Annotated in this window: 22 protein-coding genes; 13 read left to right on the top strand and 9 right to left on the bottom strand. The window is 59.8% G+C overall.

All coding sequences use genetic code 11. The annotated features are described in order from the left end of the window. Positions 1-208 precede the first annotated feature (208 nt). Genes IPM54_22070 through IPM54_22055 form a run of 4 tightly spaced genes read left to right on the top strand, consistent with a single transcriptional unit; the run spans position 209 to position 3,405 of the window. The gene (locus IPM54_22070) at positions 209-1,438 is read left to right on the top strand and encodes a radical SAM protein (GenBank protein MBK9262477.1); all 1,230 of its coding nucleotides are present in this window, start codon (positions 209-211) and stop codon (positions 1,436-1,438) included. A 4-nt stretch (positions 1,439-1,442) separates the two neighbouring features. Then, positions 1,443-1,841, top strand: coding sequence for a hypothetical protein (locus tag IPM54_22065; protein ID MBK9262476.1), 399 nt, complete (start codon positions 1,443-1,445; stop codon positions 1,839-1,841). Between the two features lie 44 nt (positions 1,842-1,885). After that, positions 1,886-2,410: a hypothetical protein gene (locus IPM54_22060; protein ID MBK9262475.1), complete on the top strand. Its 525-nt coding sequence runs from the start codon at positions 1,886-1,888 to the stop codon at positions 2,408-2,410. Between the two features lie 47 nt (positions 2,411-2,457). After that, on the top strand, positions 2,458-3,405 hold the full coding sequence (locus tag IPM54_22055; GenBank protein ID MBK9262474.1) for a hypothetical protein: 948 nt from the start codon (positions 2,458-2,460) through the stop codon (positions 3,403-3,405). A gap of 3 nt (positions 3,406-3,408) precedes the next feature. On the opposite strand, the gene IPM54_22050 is transcribed toward IPM54_22055, so the two are convergent. Next, positions 3,409-4,659: an arsenic transporter gene (locus tag IPM54_22050; protein MBK9262473.1), complete on the bottom strand. Its 1,251-nt coding sequence runs from the start codon at positions 4,657-4,659 to the stop codon at positions 3,409-3,411. Between the two features lie 326 nt (positions 4,660-4,985). Here IPM54_22050 and IPM54_22045 point away from each other — a divergent pair, with 326 nt between their 5' ends. The 3 genes from IPM54_22045 (at position 4,986) to ribA (ending at position 7,634) form a co-directional block, all read left to right on the top strand. Further along, positions 4,986-5,612 (top strand): RNA polymerase sigma factor, encoded by a 627-nt coding sequence (locus tag IPM54_22045; GenBank protein MBK9262472.1) that lies wholly within the window; start codon positions 4,986-4,988, stop codon positions 5,610-5,612. After that, positions 5,609-6,568, top strand: a complete 960-nt coding sequence (locus IPM54_22040; GenBank protein ID MBK9262471.1) for a TonB family protein — start codon at positions 5,609-5,611, stop codon at positions 6,566-6,568. Before IPM54_22045 ends, IPM54_22040 begins: the two co-directional genes overlap by 4 nt. 379 nt (positions 6,569-6,947) lie before the next feature. Continuing rightward, the gene (ribA, locus tag IPM54_22035) at positions 6,948-7,634 is read left to right on the top strand and encodes a GTP cyclohydrolase II (protein MBK9262470.1); all 687 of its coding nucleotides are present in this window, start codon (positions 6,948-6,950) and stop codon (positions 7,632-7,634) included. A 4-nt stretch (positions 7,635-7,638) separates the two neighbouring features. Here ribA and glmU read toward each other — a convergent pair whose 3' ends face one another. Further along, positions 7,639-9,066 (bottom strand): bifunctional UDP-N-acetylglucosamine diphosphorylase/glucosamine-1-phosphate N-acetyltransferase GlmU, encoded by a 1,428-nt coding sequence (gene glmU / locus IPM54_22030; GenBank protein ID MBK9262469.1) that lies wholly within the window; start codon positions 9,064-9,066, stop codon positions 7,639-7,641. A gap of 262 nt (positions 9,067-9,328) precedes the next feature. Here glmU and IPM54_22025 point away from each other — a divergent pair, with 262 nt between their 5' ends. Further along, positions 9,329-10,138: a 1-acyl-sn-glycerol-3-phosphate acyltransferase gene (locus IPM54_22025; protein MBK9262468.1), complete on the top strand. Its 810-nt coding sequence runs from the start codon at positions 9,329-9,331 to the stop codon at positions 10,136-10,138. 121 nt (positions 10,139-10,259) lie between these two features. On the opposite strand, the gene holA is transcribed toward IPM54_22025, so the two are convergent. Continuing rightward, the gene (gene holA / locus IPM54_22020; GenBank protein ID MBK9262467.1) at positions 10,260-11,336 is read right to left on the bottom strand and encodes a DNA polymerase III subunit delta; all 1,077 of its coding nucleotides are present in this window, start codon (positions 11,334-11,336) and stop codon (positions 10,260-10,262) included. A 59-nt stretch (positions 11,337-11,395) separates the two neighbouring features. On the opposite strand from holA, the gene IPM54_22015 reads away from it, so the two are divergent. Next, complete coding sequence (locus IPM54_22015; GenBank protein MBK9262466.1) at positions 11,396-12,121, top strand: DUF2071 domain-containing protein; 726 nt, start codon at positions 11,396-11,398, stop codon at positions 12,119-12,121. Positions 12,122-12,307: 186 nt separating this feature from the next. On the opposite strand, the gene IPM54_22010 is transcribed toward IPM54_22015, so the two are convergent. Then, complete coding sequence (locus tag IPM54_22010) at positions 12,308-13,465, bottom strand: acyl-CoA dehydrogenase family protein (GenBank protein MBK9262465.1); 1,158 nt, start codon at positions 13,463-13,465, stop codon at positions 12,308-12,310. Here IPM54_22010 and IPM54_22005 point away from each other — a divergent pair. Next, positions 13,421-14,473: an MBL fold metallo-hydrolase gene (locus IPM54_22005; GenBank protein MBK9262464.1), complete on the top strand. Its 1,053-nt coding sequence runs from the start codon at positions 13,421-13,423 to the stop codon at positions 14,471-14,473. The two genes, IPM54_22010 and IPM54_22005, sit on opposite strands and share 45 nt — an antisense overlap. Position 14,474: 1 nt before the next feature. Here IPM54_22005 and IPM54_22000 read toward each other — a convergent pair whose 3' ends face one another. Further along, on the bottom strand, positions 14,475-15,587 hold the full coding sequence (locus tag IPM54_22000) for an NYN domain-containing protein (GenBank protein MBK9262463.1): 1,113 nt from the start codon (positions 15,585-15,587) through the stop codon (positions 14,475-14,477). 286 nt (positions 15,588-15,873) lie between these two features. Here IPM54_22000 and IPM54_21995 point away from each other — a divergent pair, with 286 nt between their 5' ends. Then, positions 15,874-16,902, top strand: coding sequence for an SUMF1/EgtB/PvdO family nonheme iron enzyme (locus IPM54_21995; protein MBK9262462.1), 1,029 nt, complete (start codon positions 15,874-15,876; stop codon positions 16,900-16,902). 223 nt (positions 16,903-17,125) lie between these two features. Here the strand turns inward: IPM54_21995 and IPM54_21990 are convergent, their stop codons facing one another. Continuing rightward, the gene (locus IPM54_21990; protein ID MBK9262461.1) at positions 17,126-17,917 is read right to left on the bottom strand and encodes a hypothetical protein; all 792 of its coding nucleotides are present in this window, start codon (positions 17,915-17,917) and stop codon (positions 17,126-17,128) included. A gap of 57 nt (positions 17,918-17,974) precedes the next feature. Continuing rightward, on the bottom strand, positions 17,975-20,698 hold the full coding sequence (locus IPM54_21985) for a hypothetical protein (GenBank protein ID MBK9262460.1): 2,724 nt from the start codon (positions 20,696-20,698) through the stop codon (positions 17,975-17,977). Between the two features lie 251 nt (positions 20,699-20,949). On the opposite strand from IPM54_21985, the gene IPM54_21980 reads away from it, so the two are divergent. Next, entirely contained in the window at positions 20,950-21,516 is a 567-nt protein-coding gene (locus tag IPM54_21980; GenBank protein ID MBK9262459.1) for a cytochrome c maturation protein CcmE, read from the top strand. A gap of 85 nt (positions 21,517-21,601) precedes the next feature. Here IPM54_21980 and IPM54_21975 read toward each other — a convergent pair whose 3' ends face one another. Next, on the bottom strand, positions 21,602-23,155 hold the full coding sequence (locus IPM54_21975; protein ID MBK9262458.1) for an AAA-like domain-containing protein: 1,554 nt from the start codon (positions 23,153-23,155) through the stop codon (positions 21,602-21,604). A gap of 336 nt (positions 23,156-23,491) precedes the next feature. Here IPM54_21975 and IPM54_21970 point away from each other — a divergent pair, with 336 nt between their 5' ends. Then, positions 23,492-24,067, top strand: coding sequence for a hypothetical protein (locus IPM54_21970; protein ID MBK9262457.1), 576 nt, complete (start codon positions 23,492-23,494; stop codon positions 24,065-24,067). A 42-nt stretch (positions 24,068-24,109) separates the two neighbouring features. On the opposite strand, the gene IPM54_21965 is transcribed toward IPM54_21970, so the two are convergent. After that, the gene (locus IPM54_21965) at positions 24,110-25,414 is read right to left on the bottom strand and encodes an FAD-dependent monooxygenase (GenBank protein MBK9262456.1); all 1,305 of its coding nucleotides are present in this window, start codon (positions 25,412-25,414) and stop codon (positions 24,110-24,112) included. Between the last annotated feature and the right edge of the window lie 7 nt (positions 25,415-25,421).

Below are 25,421 nucleotides of genomic sequence, written 5' to 3'. Positions count from 1 at the left end.
TGGAGTTGGACGCTCGCTTCGCGCGCGTGGGACGCGCGCTGCGCGAGAGTCTTGTTTACGATGGGGGGGCCGAGGCTCGCCGTGCTTTTGCGCTGCGCACAAAAGCACGGCGAGGCTCGGCCCCCCCATACCCCCCATTTGACCTCATACTGAATGAAACGGTCGTCTTTCTGTTTCCCCACGCCACGACCACGTGTATCATCCGCCCGTGATCCCGTCTGGTCTCGTCTATGTCGTATGGGAGATCACGCTTCGTTGCGACTTGGCGTGTGGGCATTGTGGTTCGCGTGCGGGCAAGCCGCGGGCGGATGAGCTGACGACGGCCGAGGCGCTCGATTTGGTCCGGCAGATCGCGGAAATGGGCGCGCAGGAAGTGACGCTCATTGGAGGCGAGGCGTATTTACGCGACGATTGGATGCAGATTGCGCGGGCGATACGCGACGCGGGAATGACGTGCACGATGACGACGGGCGGCCGAGGCATGACGCCCGAGCGCGCCAAGGCTGCATTCGACGCGGGCGTGCAAAGCGTATCGGTATCGATTGATGGAATGGGCCCGTCGCACGACATGCAGCGAGGTGTCGCGGGTAGTTTCGATGCGGCCCGAGCGGCGATTGGGCATTTGGCTGGGGCGGGAATGCAGGTCGCCGTCAATTCGCAGATCAATCGCATCAGTTATCCCGAATTGGGAAACATTTTGGATTTGATCGTCGAAGAAGGCGGTCATTCCTGGCAGGTTCAATTCACGGTGCCGATGGGTCGGGCGGCGGATCGTCCCGAATGGCTCATGCAGCCGTATGAATTGCTGCACGTGATTCCGCGCGTTGCTGAACTGGCGGTGGAAGCCGAGCGGCGTGGGGTGCGTGTGTGGACGGGAAACAATGTCGGGTATTTTGGTCCGCACGAAACCGAGCTGCGGCGATGGACGTTCAGCCAGGAAGGTCATGCGTCGAGTTGCGGGGCGGGCATGGGGACGCTTGGAATCGAGGCCGATGGGGCGATCAAAGGGTGTCCGTCGCTTCCGACGAAGGATTGGACGGGCGGGCATATTCGGCAAATGTCACTGCGTCGAATTTGGGATACGACGAAGGAGCTCCGATACACGCGTGATCGTACGGTCGACGATTTGTGGGGGTTTTGCCGGACGTGTTATTATGCGGATGTTTGTCGAGCCGGATGCACGTGGACCTCGCACGTTTTTTTCGGCCGACCGGGAAACAATCCGTATTGCCATCACCGGGCGCTCGAGCATCAGAGTCGCGGCCTTCGCGAAAGGCTCGTGCAGGTGAAAGCGCCCCCAGGAGAAGCTTTCGATCACGGCGTTTTCGACATCGTCGTCGAGCCGTATCGAGATGAAGAAGTGGCGCGTCTTCCACTTGGAAAAACGCCCCGGAACAAGCGATTGCCCATTGCAGAAGTCCCTTCGAGCTCGGAGTGAATCCATGACCACGCCCCTCGTGCGCTGTTCGAATTGCAAACGCCATATTTACAAGACGGAATCGTCTTGCCCATTTTGCGCTCGAACCGGCATTGCTGCATCGGCGAGCATTGCGGTAACCATGACGGCCGCTGCAGGATTGGCGCTCGCCGGCTGCGGCGGGGAACCTTATCCTACACCTGCACCTGCGTACGGAGGTCCTCCGCCAGTCGTTGCGCCTGCGCCTGAACCTCAACCGAAACAAATTGCCACGACGCCTCCGCCGGATCCCACATCGCCCATGGTTTCCCCTGCACCGGCCTATGGAGGCCCTCCGCCGCCCGTCGTGGGACCGCCCGCCGCCGCATATGGTGGACCACCTCCGATGAACCCGACTCCGATTCCGCAACCCCCGCGACGTTGAACCAATATCGATGACTTGACCGAACGCACTTTTGGAGATCGATCATGAAGAGCCCCCTCGTACGTTGCTCGACTTGCAAACGTCATATTTACGCGACGGAATCGTCGTGCCCATTTTGCACTCGAGCAGCCATTTCCACGCCGGGGAGCATTGCGGTAGCCCTTACGGCAGCCGCTGGACTCGCGCTCGCTGGATGTGCGAACGATCCTCCGAAAACCGATCCATCGACGGAAGTCGCTCCGGAAGCGCATAAAACGGAAGCGACGCAGGTTGCTCCGCCTGCGCCCGCGCCAACGCCAGCACCGACGCCGACCCAGGTTGCATCGTCGCCCGAGCCTGCACCGGCGCCGTCGGCGTCTGTCGCGACAACCCCAGCGCCAACGCCAACACCCACTGCGCCTGCAACGACGCCGCGGACCGATCCCACGAGCCCACGTGTTTCACCGCCCGCTCCAGCGTATGGATTGCCTCCGCCCAAGCCCACGGGACCCGCCAGGCGTCCTCCGGCAGCGGCATATGGTGGACCACCGCGACCGGGCAACCCCGGTGATCCGTTCGCACCTCGCTGATTTTTCATCGAAATATCCATTCTTGACTTCATCGAAGGAGCACCAACATGAAAAGCTCGGCTTCTTGGCTCATAGGGTCCACCTCCGCGGCGCTCGTGACGCTTGCCATTGGATTCGTAGGCTGCGGTGGCGATAACGTCGAATTCGGCGGAACGAATTCTAGTTCGAGCGCGTCGAGCTCGTCCGGGGACGGCGGATCGGGACAAGGCGGCGCCAATACCGGCGGAATGGGGCAAGGCGGCACCGGTGGCGTGGGACAAGGGGGCGCCAATACGGGTGGCGGAATGAATACCGGTGGCATGGGACAAGGCGGATCGCCGCCCATGTGCCTGCCCGACGGCAAAGTTTGCACGAGTCCCGCGGATTGCTGTAGTCAACAATGCAACAATGGTGTCTGCGGCCCGCCCGCCATGTGTACGCCCGATGGTTTGCCATGCGGACAGCTCTCCAACTGCTGCTCGCAACAATGCAACAATGGCATTTGCGGCAAACCGATGTGCACGGCGAACGGTGAAAAATGCGCGTCGGCCGCCGAATGCTGCAATCAACAATGCAATGGCGGCGTTTGCGGCCCGCTCGGCTGCCAAGGCAATGGCGCTGCCTGCGGCGCGAACATCAATTGCTGCTCGGGCAATTGCGTCAACTTCGTTTGTCAACCGCCATCCATGTGTTTCCCGGACGGCAAGCAATGCACGACCGGCGCCGAATGCTGTTCGCAAAACTGCACCAATGGCGTGTGCGCTCAAGCCTGCACGGCCGACGGTCAGCAATGTTTCACGAGTGATCAGTGCTGTTCGAAAAATTGCTTGAACTTCGTTTGCCAGAAGCCGTGCAAACCCGCCGGGAGCCAATGCGCCGGAAGTGCGGAATGTTGTTCACAAAGCTGCATCAATGGCGTCTGCCAACAAAGCAACTGCACACCGAATGGCGGGTTCTGCATCTTCCCCGACCAGTGTTGCTCGAAAAAGTGCGTCCAAAGCGCCTGCCAGCCTTGATGCTCATCCCGCGAGCAACAAATAACCAATGCCCGCCACCATCGACGCAATCGTCACGGGCAAACCCACCTTGAAGTACGTGACGAACCCCATTTCGTCTTCCGCCTTCGCCGCCTCGATGACGATGATGTTTGCGACCGATCCGAGCAGCGTCAAGTTGCCCGCGAGCGTCGTGGCCACGGCCGTCGTCGTCCAGGCGAGCGTCGGATCTGGAAGCGAACGAATGAATGGTTCGGCCAAGAGGATGAACGGCACGTTGCTCACGACTTGACAGCCCACGGCCAAGATGCCCGCCAATGATGCCGTCGCAGCATTACGATCTGCCGGCAGCCATGGTTTTGTTGCTTCGAGCGCCGATTCGGCCAAACCCGTCCGTTGAAATGCCGCGGCCACGACGAACAATGCGGCGAAAAACACGAGCACCGTCCACGTCACGCCCGAAAAAAGCGCCGCTGGATCACGCCGGCGCAAAATGAGCAGCGCTGCAGCTCCCGTGAGCGCTGCAAATGCCAGGTTTGCCCCCGCAAGAAACGCAAGCGATACGCCCACCGTCACCGCAAAGGCAATCGTCGCATCTCGCCCAGACAAACCCATGGACGATTCGTTCGTTTCTGGCGCGACGGCTCGCACGACCAATCGTTTGCGAAACAAAGCGTGCAAAACCATCGCCGTCACGACGAGCGCCACGAGGCCCGCCGGACCGCCTCGCAGCAAGTAATCGCGGTACGACAAACCCGACAAATGGGCCACGAGCATGTTTTGTGGATTGCCCGCGAGCGTCATGGCGCTGCCCGCATTCGACCCCATCGCCAATCCGAACAAATACGGCACTCGATCGACCCCCGCGCGCCTCGCCATTGCATCGACCACGGGTGCACCCAGCACACATACGGGGTCATTGACCAACAGTGCAGACAAAACGCCCGCGCCAATCGTCGTCCCGTACAAGAGCCCCACGGGCGAAAGCTTCCGCTCGACGAGCATTTTCGCTGTAAAATCGAAAAAGCCAGCTTCGGCGAGCGCTGCCGAAATGAGCATCATCCCAAAAAGAAGCCCAATCGTATTCGGCTCGACCGCCGCAAACGCTCCCTTCACATCGATCCCCCACCGCGGTTCGATCGTAGCGATGACCACCATCGCGCACGCCCCCGCGAGCGCTCCCGCTGGTCGTCCTATCGGAAGCAGCGATAGGCGGCGAAAGGCAATCAGGACGTAGGTCGCAACGAACACGAGGAGCGTCGGCGCGTGATGCATGCCGCCAGGACATACCCCAGCTCGAGGCAACGGAAAAGGTCCTGCGCTCGAAGATGGCCCTTCGGGGGTATGGAGGAGCAGAGCAGTTGGAGCAGCGAACCGTTTGATGAGAGGTAAAAACGGGGGGTATGGGGGGGCCGAGGCTCGCCCATCGTGAACTAGCCTCGCGTAGCGCGCGTCCCACGCGCGCGGAGCGAGCGGGCAGCTCCTGGCCCGGATTCAATTCGAACCCAAATTCGCACACAAATCCAGCAACTTACTGGTGCGAACAAAATTCTTGTTGTATCTGGGCCCCTCCTGTCGCCTAAGCTTTCCGAGGGCAGATCATGACACACGTGATCGCTGCAGGACGAGCACAACCCTGGGACACCACCCGCGAGGCTCCGCGTCGAGTTCGGCCTGACGAACACGCGCTCCTCGCGCTCGAACGAGGGGATCGCCGCGCAGCGCTCGTCATCTTGATGAGCGAATATGGCGCGGACATTCATCGGTATTGTTACAACATTCTCCGCAGCCGCACGACAGCCGACGACGTTCATCAGCTCGTATTCATTCAGGCGTTCGAAAGCTTTGGTTCGTTTTCTGGCGGGTCCAGTTTGCGAACGTGGCTGTATGGCATTGCCAACCACCGATGCCTCGATGCGCTCAAAGCGAACCGTCGTTGGTATCACCGCTTCAAGCTCGGTACCGAATCGCATGATGAAGTAGATCCGGCACCATCGGGCGAGGAACGAGCCCTTGCAAAAGGGGTTACCGAAGCGCTCGATGGGTGCCTCGAAAAACTCGAGCCGCATATTCGAGTTGCGGTCGTTTTAAGATATCAGGAAGGTTTTTCTTACGAGCAAATGTCGCAGATTTGCCAGGAAAAACCGGCCACGCTCCAAGCCCGCGTCGCGCGCGCCATGCCGCTCTTGCGCCGATGCCTCGAAAACAAAGGAGTCGATTTGCGATGAATACCACTGGACTTTGCGACCGCTTCGAACGCGACGGTGTTTTGCGCATCGAACGCGGATTGCCACTCGATACGCATTTCGATGCATGCGCTGATTGCGAAGTTGCGCGTCACAAATACGAAACGCTGCTCGCTGCGCTTCCCAAGGCACAGCCGGAGACGTCGCCGCCTCTTGGTTGGCAATCGCGCGTGCTTCGCGCCGCGGCTGAAAGCGATGCAGCGCGGCCCGCGATTTCGATGGCGGGCTGGGGCAAACCATTTGCGTGGACGGCCATGGCCGGAGCGGCAGCGCTCGCAGTCGCCGCATTCGTCCCGCGCACCGTGGAATTCGATGTGCAGGCGGAAACGCACGCGGCGGCTCCTGTCCCGGAATTCGAATCCCCGATCGAAGAAGTCGCGCAGCTTCCCACGGGTGAGGACCAGGTAAGCGATGCGAAGCCATTGCCACCGCCCGTCGCTCCGAAATACGCGCCCAAGCAACCCGCGCCGCTTGCACAGCCGATGGCCCCGGAAATGACCGCGCCTCGGGTTTCACCGACGAAACCTGCGCCCAACGCGCAGCGTGCCATGATGAATCCTGGGGGTTCGGCGAATTCCAGCGCGCAAACCGTCCCGCAAGCGAGGACATTGCAGGTTGTTCGCCCGGACAAACTATATGGATTCAACCTGAAGTATCCGCCCGCAGCGATGAAGGCGAAGATTCAGGGTGAAACGAGCGTGCAATGCACCATTCGCGCCGATGGGCGAAATACGAATTGCCGCGTCCTGAAGAGCTTGCCGTACCTCGACAGTGCCGTCATTCGAGCGGTCGAATCTGCGAGAAGCGAGCCCATTCGGGTCAATGGCAAACCCGTCGACCATAGCGATCACATCTGGCACATCACCATCCATTTGCGCGAACGAGTGGACGATCGCACGTCCGCCCGCGGCCTGCCCAATTTGAATTGGGACTACTGATCCGCAGCTACGCCGCCGCCCTGCTCGAGCTCGTGCTCACGACCTGCGCCACACCTTCGAACCATCCGCGCCAACACACGCCGCGAACGTGCGCGGCATCCACCCACGCACGACCCCACCGAGCGCTACCGCCGTGCGCGCAAGCGCCTCATTCGCTGCACAGCGGCGGCTCTTCGGCACGAGCGGGCGTGGCGCATTCGCAGTAACGTTCGTTCAGCTCGGAAGTGTTTGTCAACCAGAACTATGTCCCGACCGTGCGTCCCCCTTGTCAATCGCTCGGCTTTACGCTACTACCGTAGGGCTCACGTGGACCCCAACGTCGAGCTCAACCAGGGTTCACCCTTGGTGCGGTAATGAATGAACAGGAGAGCAACTCGAGATGCACGTCCCCGATACGGTGATCCGGCCTCGGCTCGAGATCCTTGCACAAGCCCCGGTGCCGACTGCACACGGGCTTTTTGACATGATCGTGTTCCGCAGCGGCAAGCAAGCTGAAGACAGTGGACTGTCTCCAGATCATGTAGCGCTGGTGATGGGTGAAGTACGTGGACGATCGTCGGTGTTCGTTCGCGTGCATTCGGAATGTCTGACGAGTGAAGTGTTTGGGTCGCTGAAGTGCGACTGCAAAGGGCAGCTCGATGCGGCGCAGGCAGAAATTGCGCGCCGAGGGCATGGAGTCGTGGTGTACCTGCGGCAAGAAGGCCGAGGCATTGGTTTGTCGAACAAGATTCGAGCGTACGGTTTGCAAGCTCGAGGTCACGACACGGTGGATGCCAATCGGCTCCTTGGTCTGCCCGACGATGCCCGTGAATACACGCCCGCGGTCCACATGCTCGAACATCTCGGCGTGGGTTCGATCGAGCTCATGACGAACAACCCGCTCAAGGTGCAAGCACTTCGGGAGCTTGGGATCAACGTGGAGCGGCGAGCGCCAGCGCTCGTCGGGATAAACTCGTACAGCGGCGCGTACCTCGAGACCAAGCGCGTGCGCATGGGGCATTCGGTGCCGCGCATCGACATCAATGACTTGGGCGCGTCGTACGTCGACGTCGCCGATGCCGAATGAGCCGTTAGTCGCTCGAGCCCGTCTTTTTTGCTGAGCTTGCTGCCAGTCGTGCCTTGAGGCGCGATGCGTATCCTTCTTTGTTGTCCTGCTTGACACGCGATATGGCGAGCGCATCGTCGGGCACGTCTTTGGTCACCGTCGTTCCCGTCGCCACGTAGGCGCCCACGCCGATGCGCACGGGTGCAACGATTTGCGTATCACTGCCGATGAAGGCACCTTTGCCAATTTCGGTTTTGTGCTTTTTGAAGCCGTCGTAATTGCAGAAGATGGTCCCCGCGCCCACGTTGGCGCCTTCGCCGATGTCGCCATCGCCCAAATATGCCAAATGATTGGCCTTTGCGCCGCGTCTGACGATGGTTTTTTTCGTTTCGACGAAATTGCCGATATGCGCGTCCGCTTCGATTTGGCTGTCCGGGCGTAAATGGGAAAATGGTCCAATTTGAGCATTTTCACCGATGCTCGACGAGCTGCACACGGAATAGGGTTTTACCGTGGCTCCGGCGGCAACCTTCACGTCCGTGAGCACACTTCCCACGTCGATGCGCGCGCCCGCGCCGATATGTGTATTGCCGCGTAAAACCACATGGTGTTCGATCACGGCGTCGGGCTCGATGACCACCCGCGCATCGATTCGCGCGCTTGCTCGCACCGTCACACCCGATCGCCTTGCACTGTCGGCAATGCGCGCATACATCACTTCTTCGGCCGCGGAAAGCTGCGCCCTGTCGTTGACGCCCACGAGCGCCGCCGTGCTTTCGGCTCGCACCGACGCCACTTCTTCCACGGTCGATGCGCGTGCGACGATGTCCGTCAAATAAAGCTCGCCTTGCGCGTTGTTCGGCTGAAGATTGGCGATGGCCTCGCGCAGAAACGTCGTTCGAGAAACGTACACGCCCACGTTCACTTCATTGATGCGCCGCTCTTCGTCCGTTGCATCCCGATGCTCGCGCACCGCGATGATTCGACCCGTCGCATCGCGGAGCACGCGGCCATACCCCGTGGGATCGTCGGTTTTTGCGGTGAGCATTCCCAGCGGAATGTTGCCTTGACAAACGGCACGCAAACGGGACAATTCGGCAGCGTCGACGAGCGGCGTATCGCCACAGAGAATCAGCACGTGGTCGGTCGAGGCATCGATTGCACCGAGGGCCGCGCGCACTGCATCGCCCGTGCCTCGTTGCGTTTCCTGCACGGCCGTACGCACGCGTGTGCCATACGTCCGCGAAAGATGCGCCGCAAGCTCGTCTCGACCGTACCCCACGACGACCACGACGTCCGCGCATCCTGCGGCGAGCGCTGCGTCGACGACGTAATCGATCATGGGCCGGCCGCAGAGCTCGTGAAGACCCTTCGGCAAAGCGCTTTTCATGCGCGTTCCTTGGCCTGCAGCAAGGACGACGGCGGTGAGAGAGGAATGCGCTTGATTCGTCATGGCGCGCGGAGCGTAGCAGAAGGGAGAACGCGGGGTAGTCGGACCTTGCAAATCAGGCAAACTCGACCCTGGACACGCTTGGCACCCTCCAGATCACTTCTCGGCCCCGAGCAACGTCTCGATTGTGCCATTTCGATCGCCTCTTTGTCAGGAATCGGTCACGGACACGCTCGCGCGGTGTTTTGACGCCTGTGCGCATTGCGTCATTATCGTCGGAAGCTTGCCATTTCGATCGCATTCGGGTACACGTGTTCGACCCACCGTGAAAGCCAAGCTCGTCTCTCTTTGGAACTGGTTCGAAATCGTAACGCTCGTGATCCTATCCACGTTTCTCGTGGCGATCGTGTTTGTCTTGACCGCACCTTTCGACCGCGTACGAAAAATCGTCGGTAGGTTTTTCCGCATATGCGGCACCATGCTCATCCGGTTCAACCCGCTCTGGAGCGCCAAGATATCTGGATGGAAAAGGCCGCGCGGGTCGGGTCCGTTCATCGTCGTCGCGAATCACCAATCCATTGCGGACATTCCGGCCATCAGTTATTTGCCGTGGGAAATGAAGTGGGTATCGAAGGAATCCAATTTCAAGGTCCCGGGGCTCGGGTGGATGATGAGCATGGCGGGTGACGTGCGTCTGCGTCGCGGCGAAAAGGAGAGCGCCAAGAGCGCGATGGGGAGGTGCAAGTGGTACCTCGACCGCGGCATGAGCGTCATGCTTTTCCCCGAAGGCACACGATCGAGCGATGGGGAAATCATGCCGTTCAAGGACGGCGCATTTCGTCTCGCCATTGAAACGGGGTATCCCATTTTGCCAGTTGCGGTAGCGGGTACTCGGCACGCCATTCCGAAAAATTCGTGGGTCTTCGGCGTGAAGTGCCAAGCGCGCATCGAAGTGCTCGAGCCCATCGAAACGAAGGGGCTCGAGATGAGCGACCTCGACGCATTGAAGGAGCGCACGCGCAATCAGATTTGCGCGGCGTTCGAGCGGCTTGGCAAGTGGATGCCGACGCTTCCGCAAGACGGCGTCATCGAAAGCGCGGATGCCGTTTCCGGCGTCGAAGCAAAGGCGACTTAGCAGCCCGTTGAATTATCGTCGCGAGCGCCCGAAAGCTAGGGCGACTGAGCGAGGAATACTGCAGTATTTCGAGCGATGTCGACCGACGATTTCGGGCGTGAGCAGATAAATCAACGGGCTGTTAGCCCTTCCACTGACACATCGATATCACCATCGTCTCCAAAATCGCTTGCGCCGGCCTGCGCGAGCTCTTCAGCGCTCGATCCGCCTCTGCCAATAATGCTAGCCACGTATTCAGCGTCCCGCGCGGCAGCGACTTCAACGTAGCTTGCACGTCCCGCGCGCGAAATGGGGGCACGCCCGCAGCTTTTGCCGCCTCGTCCGGAGGCGACCCCGCTTTTAATGCTGCGTCCATTTTCACGAGCTGCCGGACGGACCACGCCACCGTCCCCAATAACTTCAGACCTCCTTCGCGCGGGTCCACCACGTCGGCCAGCGTCGCCATTGCTTTGTCGAGCTGCCTTTTTGCCAGCGCGTCGAGCAGCTCCCACACCGTGCTCGAACGAACCCGCGTCACCATCGTCGCCACGGCATCGTCCGTAATGGGTTTGCCCTCGCCCACGAAGAGCGACAAACGCTCGATGGCGTCCGCCACGTATCCCAATTCCGGTCCCGCAATTTCCGCCAAATGGTCCGCCACTTCGAACGAAATGTCGTGCCCTCGTTCCTTGGCAAACGACTTCACCACATCCGGCAAAGCTTTTCGAGAAACCGGCTCGCACGTAACAATGAAGTTTTCTTTCTTCGCCAGCGTCATCAATTTGCGCTGCGCGTGCAGCTTCGTCGCCGACAAGATCAGCACCGTGCTCGGAATCGGAGCTTTTGCGTATTCGGCCAGCGCATCGAGCGGACTTGCATCCTTCGCCCCCCGTTTGCCTTCGCCCTTCGCCGCCGGCGCTTCGTCTTCGTCGTCTTCCCCTTCGGACTTCCGTCCCTCCCACTTTTCGATGGCCCTGACCATGACCAGCCGCCGTTTGGCCATCATCGGCACCATTTTCGCCGCCGACAGCACCGCATCCACGGTCGCTTCGCCCGCCGTGAACTTGTCCTCGTTGAACCCCGCGATACCGCCCTTCATCGTCGCATCGCGCAGCGCATGCACCACGCGATCGGCCAGAAACCGCTCTTCTCCCACGACGAGGTACACCGGCTTCAGCGTCCCCTTCTTGGCATCTTGTTCCGCCTGTTCAGGTGTCACGATTCGTTCGCTTCGAGCCTCCCCATCCGCGCGTCAAGCGGTACGTTCGAACCTCGATGATGGATCGTCTTTGTCCTGCCGAACGCCCAGCGGGCCGTCCTGCTGGTTTCCAAAGGTGGCGTGATCTCCTGTTTCTCCATTGGGAAGTGCCTCGAGAAGCACTCGAACGTTTGCTCCCCAAAGAGCTCACGGTCGACACGTTCGAAGGGAAGGCTTGGGTTGGCGTCGTGCCCTTCACGATGCGCGACGTTGCCCCGCGTTGGTCTCCGTCGGTCCCGGGCATCTCCCACTTCCACGAGCTCAACGTGCGCACGTACGTGCACTTTCGCGGGCAGAATCCTGGCGTGTGGTTCTTCAGCCTCGATGCTGCCAAGACGCTTGCCGTCGTCGTAGCGCGCACGGGTTGGGCGCTTCCGTATCACCGCGCCTCCATGCGCCTCGACAAGTCTGACAGCACCATCGACTACGAAAGCCGCAGGCTTTTTCCTGGCCCGCGTCCCGCAGAATTTCGCGCCAAGTACCACGTTGGCGATGCGGTGGGTCCGGCCAAACCCGGAACGCGCGAGCACTTCTTTGCCGAGCGCTACATCCTGTACGCCCAAACGAGATCGGGGTTGTCCATCGGACGCGTGCACCACGTGCCGTATCCGCTCCACGAAGCGCGCGTCGAGTCGTGGGACGAGAGCATGCTCGCCGCAGCCGGCATCCCCCGATCGAACGAAGAACCGCTTGCGCTCTACAGTCCGGGCGTGGACGTGGACATCTACGCGCTCACGAAGGTTTGAGCACCAATGATTGGACAAGCTTTCGGTCCGACCCCGGGGGGTATGGGGGGGCCGAGCCTCGCCGTGCTTTTGCGCAGCAAAAGCACCGGGAGGCGAGCCTCGGCCCCCCCATCGTAAACTAGCCTCGCGATGCGCGCGTCCCACGCGCGCGTAGCGAGCGTGCAACTCCAGGCCCGGCTTCAAACCCTACGTAGCCGCAAACTTACGCGTCAGCTCCTTCGTCAGGTTCTTCTGGTGCGATTCCAGCGTTCCGCCGCCGATCTCCAAAAGCTTCGCGTCCCGCAGGAACCGCTCCACCTTGTATTCGTTGCAGTAGCCCCAGCCCCCGAGCACCTGCATCGCGTTGTCCGCAACTTCCTTGCCCACCGGTGCCGCAAAAAGCTTCGCCGCATCCGTCCCGAGGCGGTTGCGTTTGTCCGGCCCAACCTCACGCGCCACCGTGTAAACGAGCGCTCGTGCAGCTTCCGTCTTCGCGTAGCTGTCGCCGATGTAGCGCTGAATCTGCCCGTGCTCCGCGATCGGCTTGCCAAAACTCGCCCGCTCCGTCGCGTACCGCACCATGATCTCCACGCACCGATCCGCGATCCCCAAGCTCATCGCCGCCAGCGTCAACCTTTCGATCTCCAGGTTGCGCATCATGTTCTTCACACCCCCACCCACCGTTCCCAGCACGTTTTCCGCCGGAACGAACACGTCCTCCATCACGATTTCCCCGAGCGTGCTGGCGCGCATGCCCATCTTCGGCGTCTTGTTGCCCGTCGAAAGCCCCGGCATGCCTCGTTCCAGGACAAACGTCGTGATCTTGTCTTCAACCTTCGCGTAGACGAGAAACACGTCCGCATCGACCGCGTTCGTGATGAGCGCCTTGTGGCCCTTCAACACGAACCCATCGCCTTGCGGCCTCGCCGTCGTGCGCATCCCCAGCACGTCCGTGCCTGCTCCCGGCTCCGTCATGCCCATCGCCCCGATGTGCTCACCCGAGATCACTTTGGACAAGTACCGCGCCCGCTGCGCATCGCTGGCCGCATAAAAAAAGTTGTTCACGAAGAGCATCGCGTGCGCCAGGTACGCCAAGCAAAACCCTGGATCGCTCTTCGACAGCTCGTGGTGCACGATCACCGCCGCGGTCGCATCCATGCCCGCCCCGCCGTGCTCGGATGGAATCGTGATCCCGTGCAGCCCCAGCTCTCCGACGCGACGAAACAGCTCCACGTTCAGCGTCCCGGAGCGATCGTGCTCCTCCGCTTGAGGCTCCACCACATCGCGCGCGAAGGTGCGCACCATCTGCCGCAGCATCCGATGTTCTTCGGTCGGATTCTCGAGGTCGAAGACGCCGTCACTCATGCGCGCGACATTAGCACGACCGCATCGGCCCCTGTCCACGACGCTGCACCGACGCTTCGGTCGTTCCGAAGAACCTTCGCTCGGGCCGCTCCTCGGCACTATTCACGGAAAACGAAACCGGCTATACCGCTCTCGGTGCACCCGGAAACCTTGGAATTCACCCACGACGAATTCATTGCCGAACGAGACGCCCGAGTTCACATTCGATGGCTCGGAACGGCGGGATTCGAGATTCGCTGCGACGATCATGTCGTCTTGCTCGATCCGTACATCACGCGCGCATCGCTCCGTCGCTGCTTCCTTGGGCACATCTCCTCGGATCTCGATGCGATCGCGCGTTATGTGCCGCGTGCCGATGCAATCGTCGTCGGTCACACGCATTTCGATCATGCGCTCGATGTCCCGGCCATTGCCAAACACACGGGCGCCAAGGTATTCGGTTCGCGTTCGGCGATCAGGCTGTGCCAAGCGGCGAAACTCCCCGAATCACAATTGCAAATGGTCGAACGAAATCCCGGCCAAGAAGCCATCGTCACCGAAGTGGGACCATTTACGTTGCGATTTGCTCCAAGCGCCCATTCGAGGTTTTTGCTCGGCCGAGTTCCCTACCCTGGCGACATTGCCGATTGCGACGACGTGCCCGTGAAAACGGGGGACTATCGTTGTGGCGCTGTATTTCGAGTCGAAATCCAAGTGGCGGGACGGACGATCGTGCATTTGGGCAGCGCCGAGCTCACGCCGGGTGGGGTCATTCCGCAAAACGTCGATCTATTGTTATTGTGCGTCGCCGGTTGGCGCGCGTCGCCGGACCTGCCGGAACGAGTGATGCGCAGTTTGTCGCCGCAGCGCGTGCTCTTGTCGCATTGGGACAATTTTTTCCTGCCCATGCACGAGCCCGCTCGCATGCTGCCCGCGGTCGGCATGATGCCGCTCGTCGATCGCATATCGAGTCTTTCGCGGGACGTGCGTATTGGCACGTTACCAATCCGCGGTGAGATTGGATTATGACTTATTGCGTCAGAGAGCGTTCGTTCATCCAGCGCGCGCGCAAGGCTGCGTTGCCATCGAGCGCGTGATAAACTTCGATGAGACCGGTCGTCACGAGGTGTTCGAGCATGCGGCGGCGCGCATCGGGCGACGGGTCCAGGCGGCTCGATTGCCAACGCGTAACGAAATAGTTTGCCCCAACGTACCCATTGCGAAGCCTGCGTTCGGCAGCTCGCAACTCTTCGATGAAGTAAACTTCTTCTTCGGTTGGTTCGTACGAAAACGTCATGCCCGAGCCCACAGCAGCACCCGGCGCAACGCCCATCGCGGCGGACGCGTCGCCATTTTCATGATGATTGTGCTCGACTGCGACACCATCGTCTTCGGACATCGGAGCGCTCGTCGCGACAAACGGAGCGGGAAACGCCGAGGGTGATGATTCTTTGGGCGGAGCGGCCGGAGCGGCCAGCGACGGCGCGGGGGAAGCGAGCAGCGACGGCATCGGAGGCGATGCGGGCGGCAAATCTTCCGCTGCATACCGCGGTTCGGAACCGGGCGGGACGGGCGGAGACGCCCCTTCGGCATCCTCGAAGTACGACAAACCTTCCATGAGGTCGATATGGTCGAACGCGGCTTTTCGGAGACGAGCGGAAAGGCCAGCGCGTCCCCACGTCGATACATACGCTTGCCGGCCGATGGCGCGAACGCCTTCGATGGCAGGTGCATGATCCGAATCGCCGGAAACCAGGACGAGCACGTCGAAAGCACCAACGGCTGCAAGACGAAGCATGTCCGCAACCATTGTGGTATCGACTTCTTTCTCCTGCGTATACTTGTTTTCCGCACCGCACGCAGCGCACTGGAACATCGTGGTCTTGCGGGGAAAACGCTTGACGAAAAACCCTGGCTGAAGCTCGAGCATGTCGAGAAAACCGGCGAGTTTTTTCTGGCCCTCGGTCACGGCTGCGGGGCCCATCTCGATTCCTGTATAGTAATAGGCGCCCCAGAGGAGCGATCCGCCAACCCGTTCGACGAGCCACTTCGAAAGTTTGGGAAACGTCAGACGCCGTCCAGCAGCCTCGTCACGCCAACCCGAGTGGAAGTTCTTACCATCGAAGAAAATACATACGCGCATGTCACCGCCACAGTGCAAAAATGACTACCGTTCGATCAGTTCGATCAGGGGCGATGTTCTATCCAACGAACTACGTCCGGTCAACCTTTCCGATCGTTTTGCAGGCCAACGAAAGATAGGCTAGGCTCGAATGCGCGCCGCCTCACTCGAAAGCCGCGCTCCGCACAAAACCTTGAACACATAGCACGGCACGCTGGCGCGGTGTAGCATCAGTTCGCCGCCCAGGCACCTCGCAGGCAGAGTTTGGTCGCTTGTCTTGCCCGAATTTCATCCATCGAGATTCGTCATGAAATGGTCTGAACGTAGCTTCTTGCATTTTTCGACGCTCTCCGTGCTCGTCGCCACGACCATTTTCATTTCATGTCGGTCGCCCGACGAAAGCCCGCGGGACGCCGGTTCACCCACGACGACCGAAACGGCGCCGCCAGCTCATTCCACCGCTTCTTCAGCAGAAAAAACCATTGCCGATGCGGGCAACGATGCAAGCGACGCAAGCGTCGATGCGGCTGTTCTTGCCGCATCGTTGCTCGACGCATCCGCCGAGACCGATGCCGGCCCCCCTCCAGCATGTCCGCCCGAAATGGTGCATATCGGTCGATATTGCGTCGACCGCTGGGAAGGGCACTTCCTCACGAAAAACGACGATGGAACGACGACCCCGTGGCCTCATTACGAACGTCCCAAAGACGATACGTATTACATCGCCCATAGCGCTGCGGGCGCGTTTCCGCAAGCCTACGTCAGCCGCGTCGAAGCCAAAGCGGCCTGTACGCACGCGGGCAAACGATTGTGCTCCCGCGCCGAATGGATGCGCGCCTGCAAAGGCAACAATGGATATCGGTATCCTTACGGGAACAAAGGGAAACGCGGCGCCTGCAACACGGGCAAGCCGCATTTGCTCCACACGTTTTTCGGACCGCGTCCCGGCGGCTGGACGTACGATAACTTCAACGACCCCAAGCTGAATCAAGAACCCGGATTTTTGGCAAAGTCATCCGAATACGAAACTTGCCATTCGACCGAAGACGTCTACGACATGGTGGGCAATCTTCACGAATGGGTCAATGACACCGTCGGCACGGACATCGAAGAAGTTCTTGCCAAAGACGGTGTCGAACGTAAAACCCAGCCTTGGAAAGCGGGCAATGCCATGTTCATGGGCGGTTTTTTCAGCACCACCATCGAACACGGCCCCGGATGCACGTACACAACCATCGCGCACGAACCGACCTACCACGATTATTCGACCGGATTTCGGTGCTGCAAAACGGCAGTGCTTCCAGCCAAACCCGCGAAAAGCAAACCGAAAAAGTAGACGGGACACGGGGCCGTCCATAAAGCACATTCCCATTCCCCAAGAATGACGCAAACATAGCCCTGGGAGATGTGCGATTTCTCGGCGCTCGTGGGGGGTCCCACTGTTCGAGCCTGCGAAGCAGGCGAGTTTGGGGGGCACCGCGGGCGCCGAGAAATCGTGCATCTCTCGGGGCGGCTGACGCGCGACGCGAGCGTTCAAATCAAGATCTGATCTGAAACGATTACGGTGCTACGGGTGGAGCCGCTGCGGGAACTGGCGGCGCTGAAACCGGCGGAGGCGCCGCCAGTTCGCTCGGTTCTTTGCGTGTTCGCTCCTGTTCGATCAATTTCGCAAGGTCGTTGCCCAGACGAACGCGCAAGTCTTTCCATTGCTCCGCAGCGTATTCATTCGCCTTTTTGCTATAAATGGTCGAATATTCGCTGCCGCGTTCGTCCTCCTGAACCAAATGCCCATACAGATACCCATTGCGCACGTCCACCACGAACGCCTCGACATACCCCTTCACGAGCGTATCGAGAAAGGGCATGAAAAAGATGGGCAAGATGAGCATGTTGAAAGAAACCAGCGGATTGATGCCCTGATTGCGATACCCATGATCGACGATCACGATCACGTCAGTCTTCGCGCGAGCAGCCAAAAGCCGCAGCTTTTTCACCGATACTTCCTGCGGTTGCCCATAATATCCGTGATTCTCCTGATTCCGCCGCTGCCCCGTCACGAGCAACGGAGGAATGCGGTACACACTCGATACCCCAGGCATCGTCGAAAATGTCTTATCGAGATCGTTGGCAATCTCCGGATCGAAGGTGTAATAGGACAAACGAATGGATGACGCCGGCATCTGCGGCCTTGCGTCGAATGCCTTCCGAATGTCATCGTCGTCGATCTCCGCCTCCCGATCGATTTGAAAATTGGCCGAGCGCGAGGGCTGATAATTTCCGCCACCACATCCCGAGCCCGTGGCGAGAACGAGCGCGCAAAGAACCGGAAGATAAAAGGCTTGTCGCTTCATGGATGTCCTTTCGGCGGGCTACAACGCGCGTTCGCGGAGAATCTTACAGGGGCCACGTCACTTTGCCGCGTCTTTGCAACATCGCACTCCGGTGGAATAGTCGAGGTAACTCTTGGGATGCGCCGTGATGACCGCGTCGCATCCCGCGCGGGTCGAACGCGCGTAAAACCCTCCCGCAAACGCGCCCCCTTCTTCGTCGACCCATTCGTCCAAATTGCCGACCATGTCGTAAATCGCATCATTGCCCCACCGGCTACGACACGTTGACGTCGCCCCCGTTTCGCGCAAAAGCGTCGAACCACCAACACGGACTCGATTGAGTCGTGGATCGAGATGCCCAATGGAGGCATTGTCGTGCAGCATCGCCGCGGGATGCACATCGCGATTGACGTTGCACGCTCCATCGACGTACGTATCTCCATAAGGGAATTGGACGTCGTCTTCACCTCGACATGCCAGGACGAACTCGTCCAGCGTACACAAGCGTTTTCCTGCCGCCTTGCAAGCGCTTTCCGCAACGAGTCCCGTCAAGTACCCATTTGGCCGCACATGAGGACGCGGTGTGGCCATGACGTCGAGCTTTTTTCCGCGCTGCCATTCGGGCACGAACGGAAGCGGCATCGCGCGAGCAAACACGCTCCCTACGCGGCTGCGTCCCGTGGCCCAATCTCCGAGTGCAATTTCGAATAAATTTGGCGTCACGGGGAAATCCGGTGACATTTCGCGACCACTTTCCACGTCCACAAGGGTCGCCTCGAATCGATCCACACACAGTTTCCCATCGACGAAAACCATTTCGGGCGGACATGGCGATTTTTTGCTCGCTGACGGCTCGGCGCTCGCAACCAGCGTCGCAGTCGCCTTCCCTAGACCTCGCAAGATGCGCACTTCCGGCAGAATATCCAAACCTTCCGCAAACGTACCGAACCACCTCAGCGATCCATCCGCTGCCCACACAGGCTCGCCGACCACGCATATCCCGGGTGCAGCGAGCGCCGGAACATCGACGAATTCACCCGGTACGACCGACGGGACAAACCTTTTTCCGGGCAAACCGTCACGACAAACCGCATCGGATTGCCCTTCGGGCCACGTGGCAGCCGCTTTTTCATGCCCGTCCTTGTCGAGCCAGATCACGCGCTGGCGATCTCGATCGGCGAGCCAACTGCCTCCACCAGGCAATTTGACTTTCCACCGTCCCTCGTAATCGACCGCTCGACGAGCTTCCAGAGTTTTTCCTGGCTGATCATCCAATCGCACGTCGCCGGATGCATCCAGGCGATGCAATTGCCCATCGACAATCACTTCGCCGCTTCCATCCGGGCGAATCGCGGCCCCCGTCATGCGAGCTCGTCGCGCGACGAACGGTGCCGGTTCTTCCCGCACGACCCCGTCACGCTTGGCCGAATGCAGCTTCAATCCATCGCTCGATACGAAATACGCGCTGTCTCCAGCCCACGCCACGAGCTCGGCGTCGTATTTCGGTTGCCCCGGCCTGCGCTTGGGCCCCGCTTGAAAAATCGCTTCCATTGCCTTCGTGTCGACGCTCGGCCATGCCCCAGGATCGATCGCGCACATCGATTGCGGCAGCTCGAGCGGCCCCCTGTCGCCAATTTTCGTCAGCTCACACGGACCGCCGCGTGACGTTTTTTGCGTGAGCAGCGCCATTCCGGCCATCATATCGACGAATCGTGGCCCGGAAAAACCTCGCAGAAAGCCCCAATCGAGCTCGCCTTCCACGACGAGCTTTTTGCTTTTTTCGTCGAACGTTCCGTCGTTCGCGATGATTCCGGATGAAATGGCGGCCCACCCGAGCGCCGGAGGACCTTTTGTCGTGACTTTGGGCGCAGACGCCGTTGGCTTCGCTTTCTCGAACCATGCGAGCACCACGCCCTGCGGCGTCGCTTTCGCATCCACGATGGTCATTCCATCGAGCGGCGGGACGAATTTCAATCCAGTTTTTTTCGCCTCGCCAAACCCATCACTCGTCGCCCATTGCGCCAAGACCTCCACGTTGCGACGAATGACGAATTCGATTTTCTTTTCAGCTTTTTTGGTTGCGCCTTTTTTCTTTTTCGGAGGATTTTTTTTGTTTGGCGTCGCAGGCTTTTTCTTTGCCGGTGTTTTCGCAGCCGGCTTTTCGGGCGCGCGGCGACTCTTGGGTTTCGTGGTTCGCGCCGGAACGCTCGCACGCGGTTTTTCAACCTTCGTCTTGTGCTCCTCGATCGATATCACCGCGAGCTTTCGTCCCGCCACGGCCAAAGCTTTCGCTTCGATCGTTTCGCACACGCGCGCTTCGGCCGCCGTTTGATCCGGCGCAAATCGCGCGATGCACAGCTTCTCGCCGTCACTCGTCACGAGCTCGCGCTTCTTGTCCGCGCGCGAAAACGCCGTCACCACGTATTCGTCCACGAGCCGCACGATCGGGCCTACTTGCCCCGCGTCGTCGATCCATCGGACAAACCCTTCGCGCTCGTCCGCTGCGTGCGACACGAGCAGCGCGGCAGCGTCCGCAGGCAAAGGCTCCACCGCCGTGGGTAGGTTTGTCGGGACAGGCGCTGTGAGAACGGTTCGACCTTGGACGACTTCCGCAGAAGGCGACGGCGCTCTCGCCACTGACGCAGCCGCGCTCGTCACGGACGGCGTCGTCGCGCGATCGCGCGCTCGGGGCCTCGCCGTGCTGCGCGGCCCAGGTTCGGCAGGAGAAACCCCGGAGCACGCGGAAGCGAGCAAGAGGAGCGCCAGGATCAACGGAGACGATGGGCGAAGTCGACGCGTCACGGAAACGCTCACCATATACTCCGTCCGAGACGCTGATGCACGAGAAGCTCGACATCACAATTGTTTTGACCTCCAAGCAGCGCATGCGGTCGCTCACGTCGAGGACACGGGGCCTTGGGTTGCTTGCAGGTCGCGCGGACGCTGGGATTGTGTGAAGGAGGGTTACCGGCAATGCCGAAAGGCTCCTTTTTGCGTCTCAGACTCGACCGGAGCGCGAACATTCGCTACGCTCTCCGCCGAGGTCACACGCGATGAGCAACAAGCTGGACGACGAACTCGCGCAGGCGGCAGGGCTTGGATCGGAGGACACGGGACGCGCATCGGCGCCGCCGGTAGCGGTCGCACCAGCACCTCGAGCGGCTGCGCCCAAGGCGAAAACGAGCCTCGGCCTCCTGATCACGCTGCTCGTGATGGTCGGGGCCTTGGTGGCGCTCTTCATGGTGGGCTTCAAAGAAGCTGCGATTTACGCAACTCCAGTGGATCAGCTCATGGCCCAGAAAGACAAACTGATGGGCCGCAAGGTGCGCGTGGAAGGTGAGCTCGTACCAGGATCGCTCGAAAAGCGCGACAAACCTTGCGAATACCGATTCACGCTGCACGGAAAAGAAAACAAGGAAACGCTCCCCGTGCGATACCCGCAATGCATCATTCCGGACACGTTCCGGGACGTACCCGGCGGGGGCGTGCAAGTGACCGTCGAAGGGACGTTGAAGTCGCCAGACGACTTCGAAGCGACGCTCGTCATGGCCAAGTGCAGTTCCAAGTACGATCCGACGACGCATGAAATGAAGCCCGGCGAAGGGCTTCCGGTGAATTGACCGGACAAACCATCACGGTCGTCTAGTTTTCGCCGACATTTTTCTTGCCGCCGTATTCGCTGGGAAAGTGGATTGGGGCGCCGCCTCAACAGCCCACGATGACGATTCGCTTGCCATTCACCTCCACGGTGCGCGTGGTCAAGCGTTCCGCCCACGGCAGCGTCGATCGCAAATCGAAAAGCACGAGCCACCCTTCGTCGAGCCCGAGTTTGTCCAAGTAGCTCGCGGTCTGCGCCAAAGCACGCTCCTCAGTGACCGTATCGCGTCGCAGCTTTACTTCGATCGCATGACGAGCGTCGCGCCATTCGATGAGCAGGTCCAGCGCTCCGCGACCAAGCCCGTACTCACGCTCCACTCGACCACCGCCATTGACCACTCGCTGCAAGAAGGCCATCAACATCAGGTGTGGACCCGACTCGCGATAACCAAACCCCTCGGCTGAAATATGGCCATCCTCACGCCAAAACATTTGCCACTCCGCCATCAGCTTTGGCATGTCGAGCGATCCGTCCGCACGCACGAAGGTTGCTGTTTCGGCAGGAATTTGAAGCTGCCTCATATACGTGAGCGCACGCGGGATCACCTCCCGATAAATCGGGTTCGCAATCTCGACCTTGCCTCGAACGACGCGCACGATGCCCAGTCCCAGCACATACGCCAAATCATCATCGAGCACATCGTCCCCGGTCATCTCGCCCGCGAGCATGGGATCCAGGATCTTGCGCACGCGGGGATCGCGCAATTTGTGAATCAATGAATCGATGTGTGTGCGGCGCTCGAGAATGATGGTTTCTTTCGCCGCGTACACGTGATCAGCCGTAATGGCGACATTGCGATCGCGCACGTCGCGCTCGGCGATTTGATCGGCAAGCGCATTGACGAGCCAGGGATGCCCCTGCGACAACTCATAAATACGCTTTATCGCATCCGGCTCGAATCGTTGACCCGTTTTCGTCGTGTGCTGCGAAAGCAGCTCGCCCACTTCCGCCTCGGTAAAGGGCCCAATGCTCGTCGCCTCTGCGGTAATGTTGAATGGCGATGCCGAGCCTAGCCAAGTTACCGCAATGCGCTCCTGCTGAGACATCACATAATCGCGCACGTTGCGCTGGCCCACGAGCACGATGCTGTGCGGGAAGGGCGTCTCACGACGACTCAAGTAACCATCACGTAGCTGTGTGAGAAACGACACCACTGTCGCGCCAACCAAGCAATCTGTTTCATCGAAAAATGCCACGAGCGGACGTGGAGAACGCGTGGACAAATCCTGAAGATACATGAGCACTGCAGTCGCCGGATCTTCGATGAACCGATCGCGAGCGCTCGGAATGCCAATGTCAGGTAATTGCACCTTGACACTATAATCGAGCTTGTTGAGCACCGTGGTAAACGCTTCTTTCGGATTGGGATTATCGCGCGCGGTCTGCAAATCGACCCACATGGCCCGATATTTATTACCTTGGTTGTAATACTCGGTCAGCCGCTGAGCCGACGTCGTCTTCCCCATTTGACGACCAGCGTGCAGCGTGAAGTATCTACCGTCGTCGATGAGCTCCATCACCCGCCCAAGACGTCGTTCGGGCGGCAGCATGTAATGCTCATCCGGAAAACATGGGCCTGTCGTGTTGAAGTACGGTTTCATTGCTTTGCGACCATGCCACAAGTTTGCCCGGGATGCACGACATTTGTCGTGCAAGACGCCGCTCGTCCTCGATACGACCGCTAGCAGCAATGGTCCGGCGAATCGATATGCCCTAGCAGTCCGTTGATTTATCTGCTCACGCCCGAAATCGTGACGAGCGACATCGCTCGAAATACGGCAGATTTTCGGGGAGTCTCGACATCACTCTTTACTTCCTATGCCAGACATGCAACGATATTCGAATGTCACTATGTCATAACCGTGGCATTCTGCTGCCGGATTCATTGAAAACGCCATCCAAATTTCATTGCCTTGACGAAGGGAGGACTTCGCTCGATGACGAAAAAAACTCGCTCGATGTTCGACTATCTCAGCGACAAAACCGAACGCCCGTATCTCATGGCGGCCTTGGACGGCAAACTCGACGATACCGGGCGCCTCGCCTATGCGAAATTTCTCGACTATCTAGATCCATCGCGTGCCGAATGGGTGCGGCTCGAGGTGAAACTGAATTCCCAGGCGACCGATGATGTGAACGTGCATCGGCGCTACGGTGCACTCGGACGAGAAATTGGGTACGACTTTTTGCGCATGATGCGTCGCCGCGACATTTTCAATTGTGGCAAGGCTACGAATGAACCTCGGCGCGTCCGATTTTCATTCGTTTGCGAGCGGCGCTGGGAAACGCTGCATCCGACCGACGATCCGCACGTGCGCCATTGCAATACGTGTGCATCACGCGTGTACCAATGCGCCACCGTCCCCGAGGCCGAAGCACATGCTCGCGCCGGCCACTGCATTGCGGTTTCGCAAGACCTCGTGCACGACGGCGCAGGCAGGAATTACGACAATATGGTAGGACGGCCCGATCCCATCGGCGATTGGGTCGAGAAGATGTTTCCGGAAAATTGATTGTGGGTTCGCGAGCCCATCATTGCCACTCATTGAACGATTTCACGCGGTACGGGACAGGCGGCGCGATATCCAGGAAAGAACATCGCGCCCCAAACCGCGCAAGGCGGCGCCCCCGACAAGAGACTTCGACAAGAGCAATTCGGGCGGACAATCCCGACCTTGCACGCGCAGGAAAGCTTTACCATACTCGGGATCGGTCATCATCCATCGCATGACGGTGCGCACGATGGGCATTGGTGGCTCCGAATAGAGCTCGCGCTTGATACGCGTCGTCGTCACGACGAACATCGAATGCGTGGCGGCCCAAACGTCTCGCCGATATTGCGCCATGGCTGCGTCCCACGACGATTCTTCGGAATGCCAACGTGCAAGCGCCGCGTCGAGGAGCTTGGCCTCGATCAATGCATCATAAATGCCTTGGCCGTCGGCAGGATCCTTGTAATGCAAAGCATCACCCACGAGCACCCAACCTGGACCGCTCGGGCGACGATATCCATTGCCAATTTGTTTGATGCCGATGATCGGTGAAACCCGCTCCGCTCGGTCGATGTATTGCCAAACGCGAGGAATCGAGCGCAACGTATCCAGGTAATATCGCTGTGCATCGCCATTGATGCGAACTCGGTCGGATCGAGCGTGCGTATTGATGGACCAGCGGCCATCGGGCATTGCAAAAAACAGGACATCGAGGCCCCGAGCCGTTGCATAGACGTAGCCCGCCGAATATTCGTTGTGAATTGGCTTGACGCCCGACCAATTGGCAAAATACACGGTGCTGGTGTGTTCGGGCGCGTCTTCAATGACATCCGCACCCACTTTGCGCGCAACGAGGCTGAATCGGCCATCGGCGCCAACGACGCAACGTGCGGTGATTTCTCGTGGTCGCTCGCCTTTCGACCCGCCAACGATTCCCACCACCCGATGATCACGACGGATCACGTTTGTCACAGCAAACCCCGAACGCCGCTCGACGGATGGAAATCGCTCGAGCTTTCGCCAGAGCAGGTCGTCGAATGAGTATCGGTCGACGCCGCGCACGTAATCGCGTCCCGCAGCCAAGGGCGGCACGCGCATGACGGCAGTGAAAGCGCCGGCCAATTCGACGTGAAGCGCTCGCATGCACGCGTGCTCGTCCGCATAATCGGCCTCGTCGATACCAATTTCGTCGAGCAGCGCCATCGCTCCGCAATGCACCGCCGGCGAAGACGGGACCCCCGGATTCGATGGAAACGTTGCTCGATCGACGACGAGAACGCGTAAACCACGTTTTCCAAGCCGCGCAGCGAGCGAGGCGCCCGCAGGACGACCTCCCACGATGATGATATCGTAATCTGGGGTTTTCACATGCCGG

The sequence above is a fragment of the Polyangiaceae bacterium genome, from assembly GCA_016715885.1.
Classification (GTDB): domain Bacteria; phylum Myxococcota_A; class Polyangia; order Polyangiales; family Polyangiaceae; genus Polyangium.
The sequence above is the reverse complement of the archived record's forward strand: the minus strand, read 5'-3'. Positions and strand labels throughout refer to the sequence as shown.

Excerpts from the sequence above, each read along its gene's own strand:
- IPM54_22065 (MBK9262476.1), top strand. The coding sequence starts at position 1,443 with ATGACCACGCCCCTCGTGCGCTGTTCGAATTGCAAACGCCATATTTAC.
- IPM54_22060 (MBK9262475.1), top strand. The coding sequence starts at position 1,886 with ATGAAGAGCCCCCTCGTACGTTGCTCGACTTGCAAACGTCATATTTAC.
- IPM54_22055 (MBK9262474.1), top strand. The coding sequence starts at position 2,458 with ATGAAAAGCTCGGCTTCTTGGCTCATAGGGTCCACCTCCGCGGCGCTC.
- IPM54_22050 (MBK9262473.1), bottom strand. The coding sequence starts at position 4,659 with ATGCATCACGCGCCGACGCTCCTCGTGTTCGTTGCGACCTACGTCCTG.
- IPM54_22045 (MBK9262472.1), top strand. The coding sequence starts at position 4,986 with ATGACACACGTGATCGCTGCAGGACGAGCACAACCCTGGGACACCACC.
- IPM54_22040 (MBK9262471.1), top strand. The coding sequence starts at position 5,609 with ATGAATACCACTGGACTTTGCGACCGCTTCGAACGCGACGGTGTTTTG.
- ribA (MBK9262470.1), top strand. The coding sequence starts at position 6,948 with ATGCACGTCCCCGATACGGTGATCCGGCCTCGGCTCGAGATCCTTGCA.
- glmU (MBK9262469.1), bottom strand. The coding sequence starts at position 9,066 with ATGACGAATCAAGCGCATTCCTCTCTCACCGCCGTCGTCCTTGCTGCA.
- IPM54_22015 (MBK9262466.1), top strand. The coding sequence starts at position 11,396 with ATGGATCGTCTTTGTCCTGCCGAACGCCCAGCGGGCCGTCCTGCTGGT.
- IPM54_22005 (MBK9262464.1), top strand. The coding sequence starts at position 13,421 with ATGTTCTTCGGTCGGATTCTCGAGGTCGAAGACGCCGTCACTCATGCG.
- IPM54_22010 (MBK9262465.1), bottom strand. The coding sequence starts at position 13,465 with ATGAGTGACGGCGTCTTCGACCTCGAGAATCCGACCGAAGAACATCGG.
- IPM54_22000 (MBK9262463.1), bottom strand. The coding sequence starts at position 15,587 with ATGCGCGTATGTATTTTCTTCGATGGTAAGAACTTCCACTCGGGTTGG.
- IPM54_21995 (MBK9262462.1), top strand. The coding sequence starts at position 15,874 with ATGAAATGGTCTGAACGTAGCTTCTTGCATTTTTCGACGCTCTCCGTG.
- IPM54_21990 (MBK9262461.1), bottom strand. The coding sequence starts at position 17,917 with ATGAAGCGACAAGCCTTTTATCTTCCGGTTCTTTGCGCGCTCGTTCTC.
- IPM54_21980 (MBK9262459.1), top strand. The coding sequence starts at position 20,950 with ATGAGCAACAAGCTGGACGACGAACTCGCGCAGGCGGCAGGGCTTGGA.
- IPM54_21975 (MBK9262458.1), bottom strand. The coding sequence starts at position 23,155 with ATGAAACCGTACTTCAACACGACAGGCCCATGTTTTCCGGATGAGCAT.
- IPM54_21970 (MBK9262457.1), top strand. The coding sequence starts at position 23,492 with ATGACGAAAAAAACTCGCTCGATGTTCGACTATCTCAGCGACAAAACC.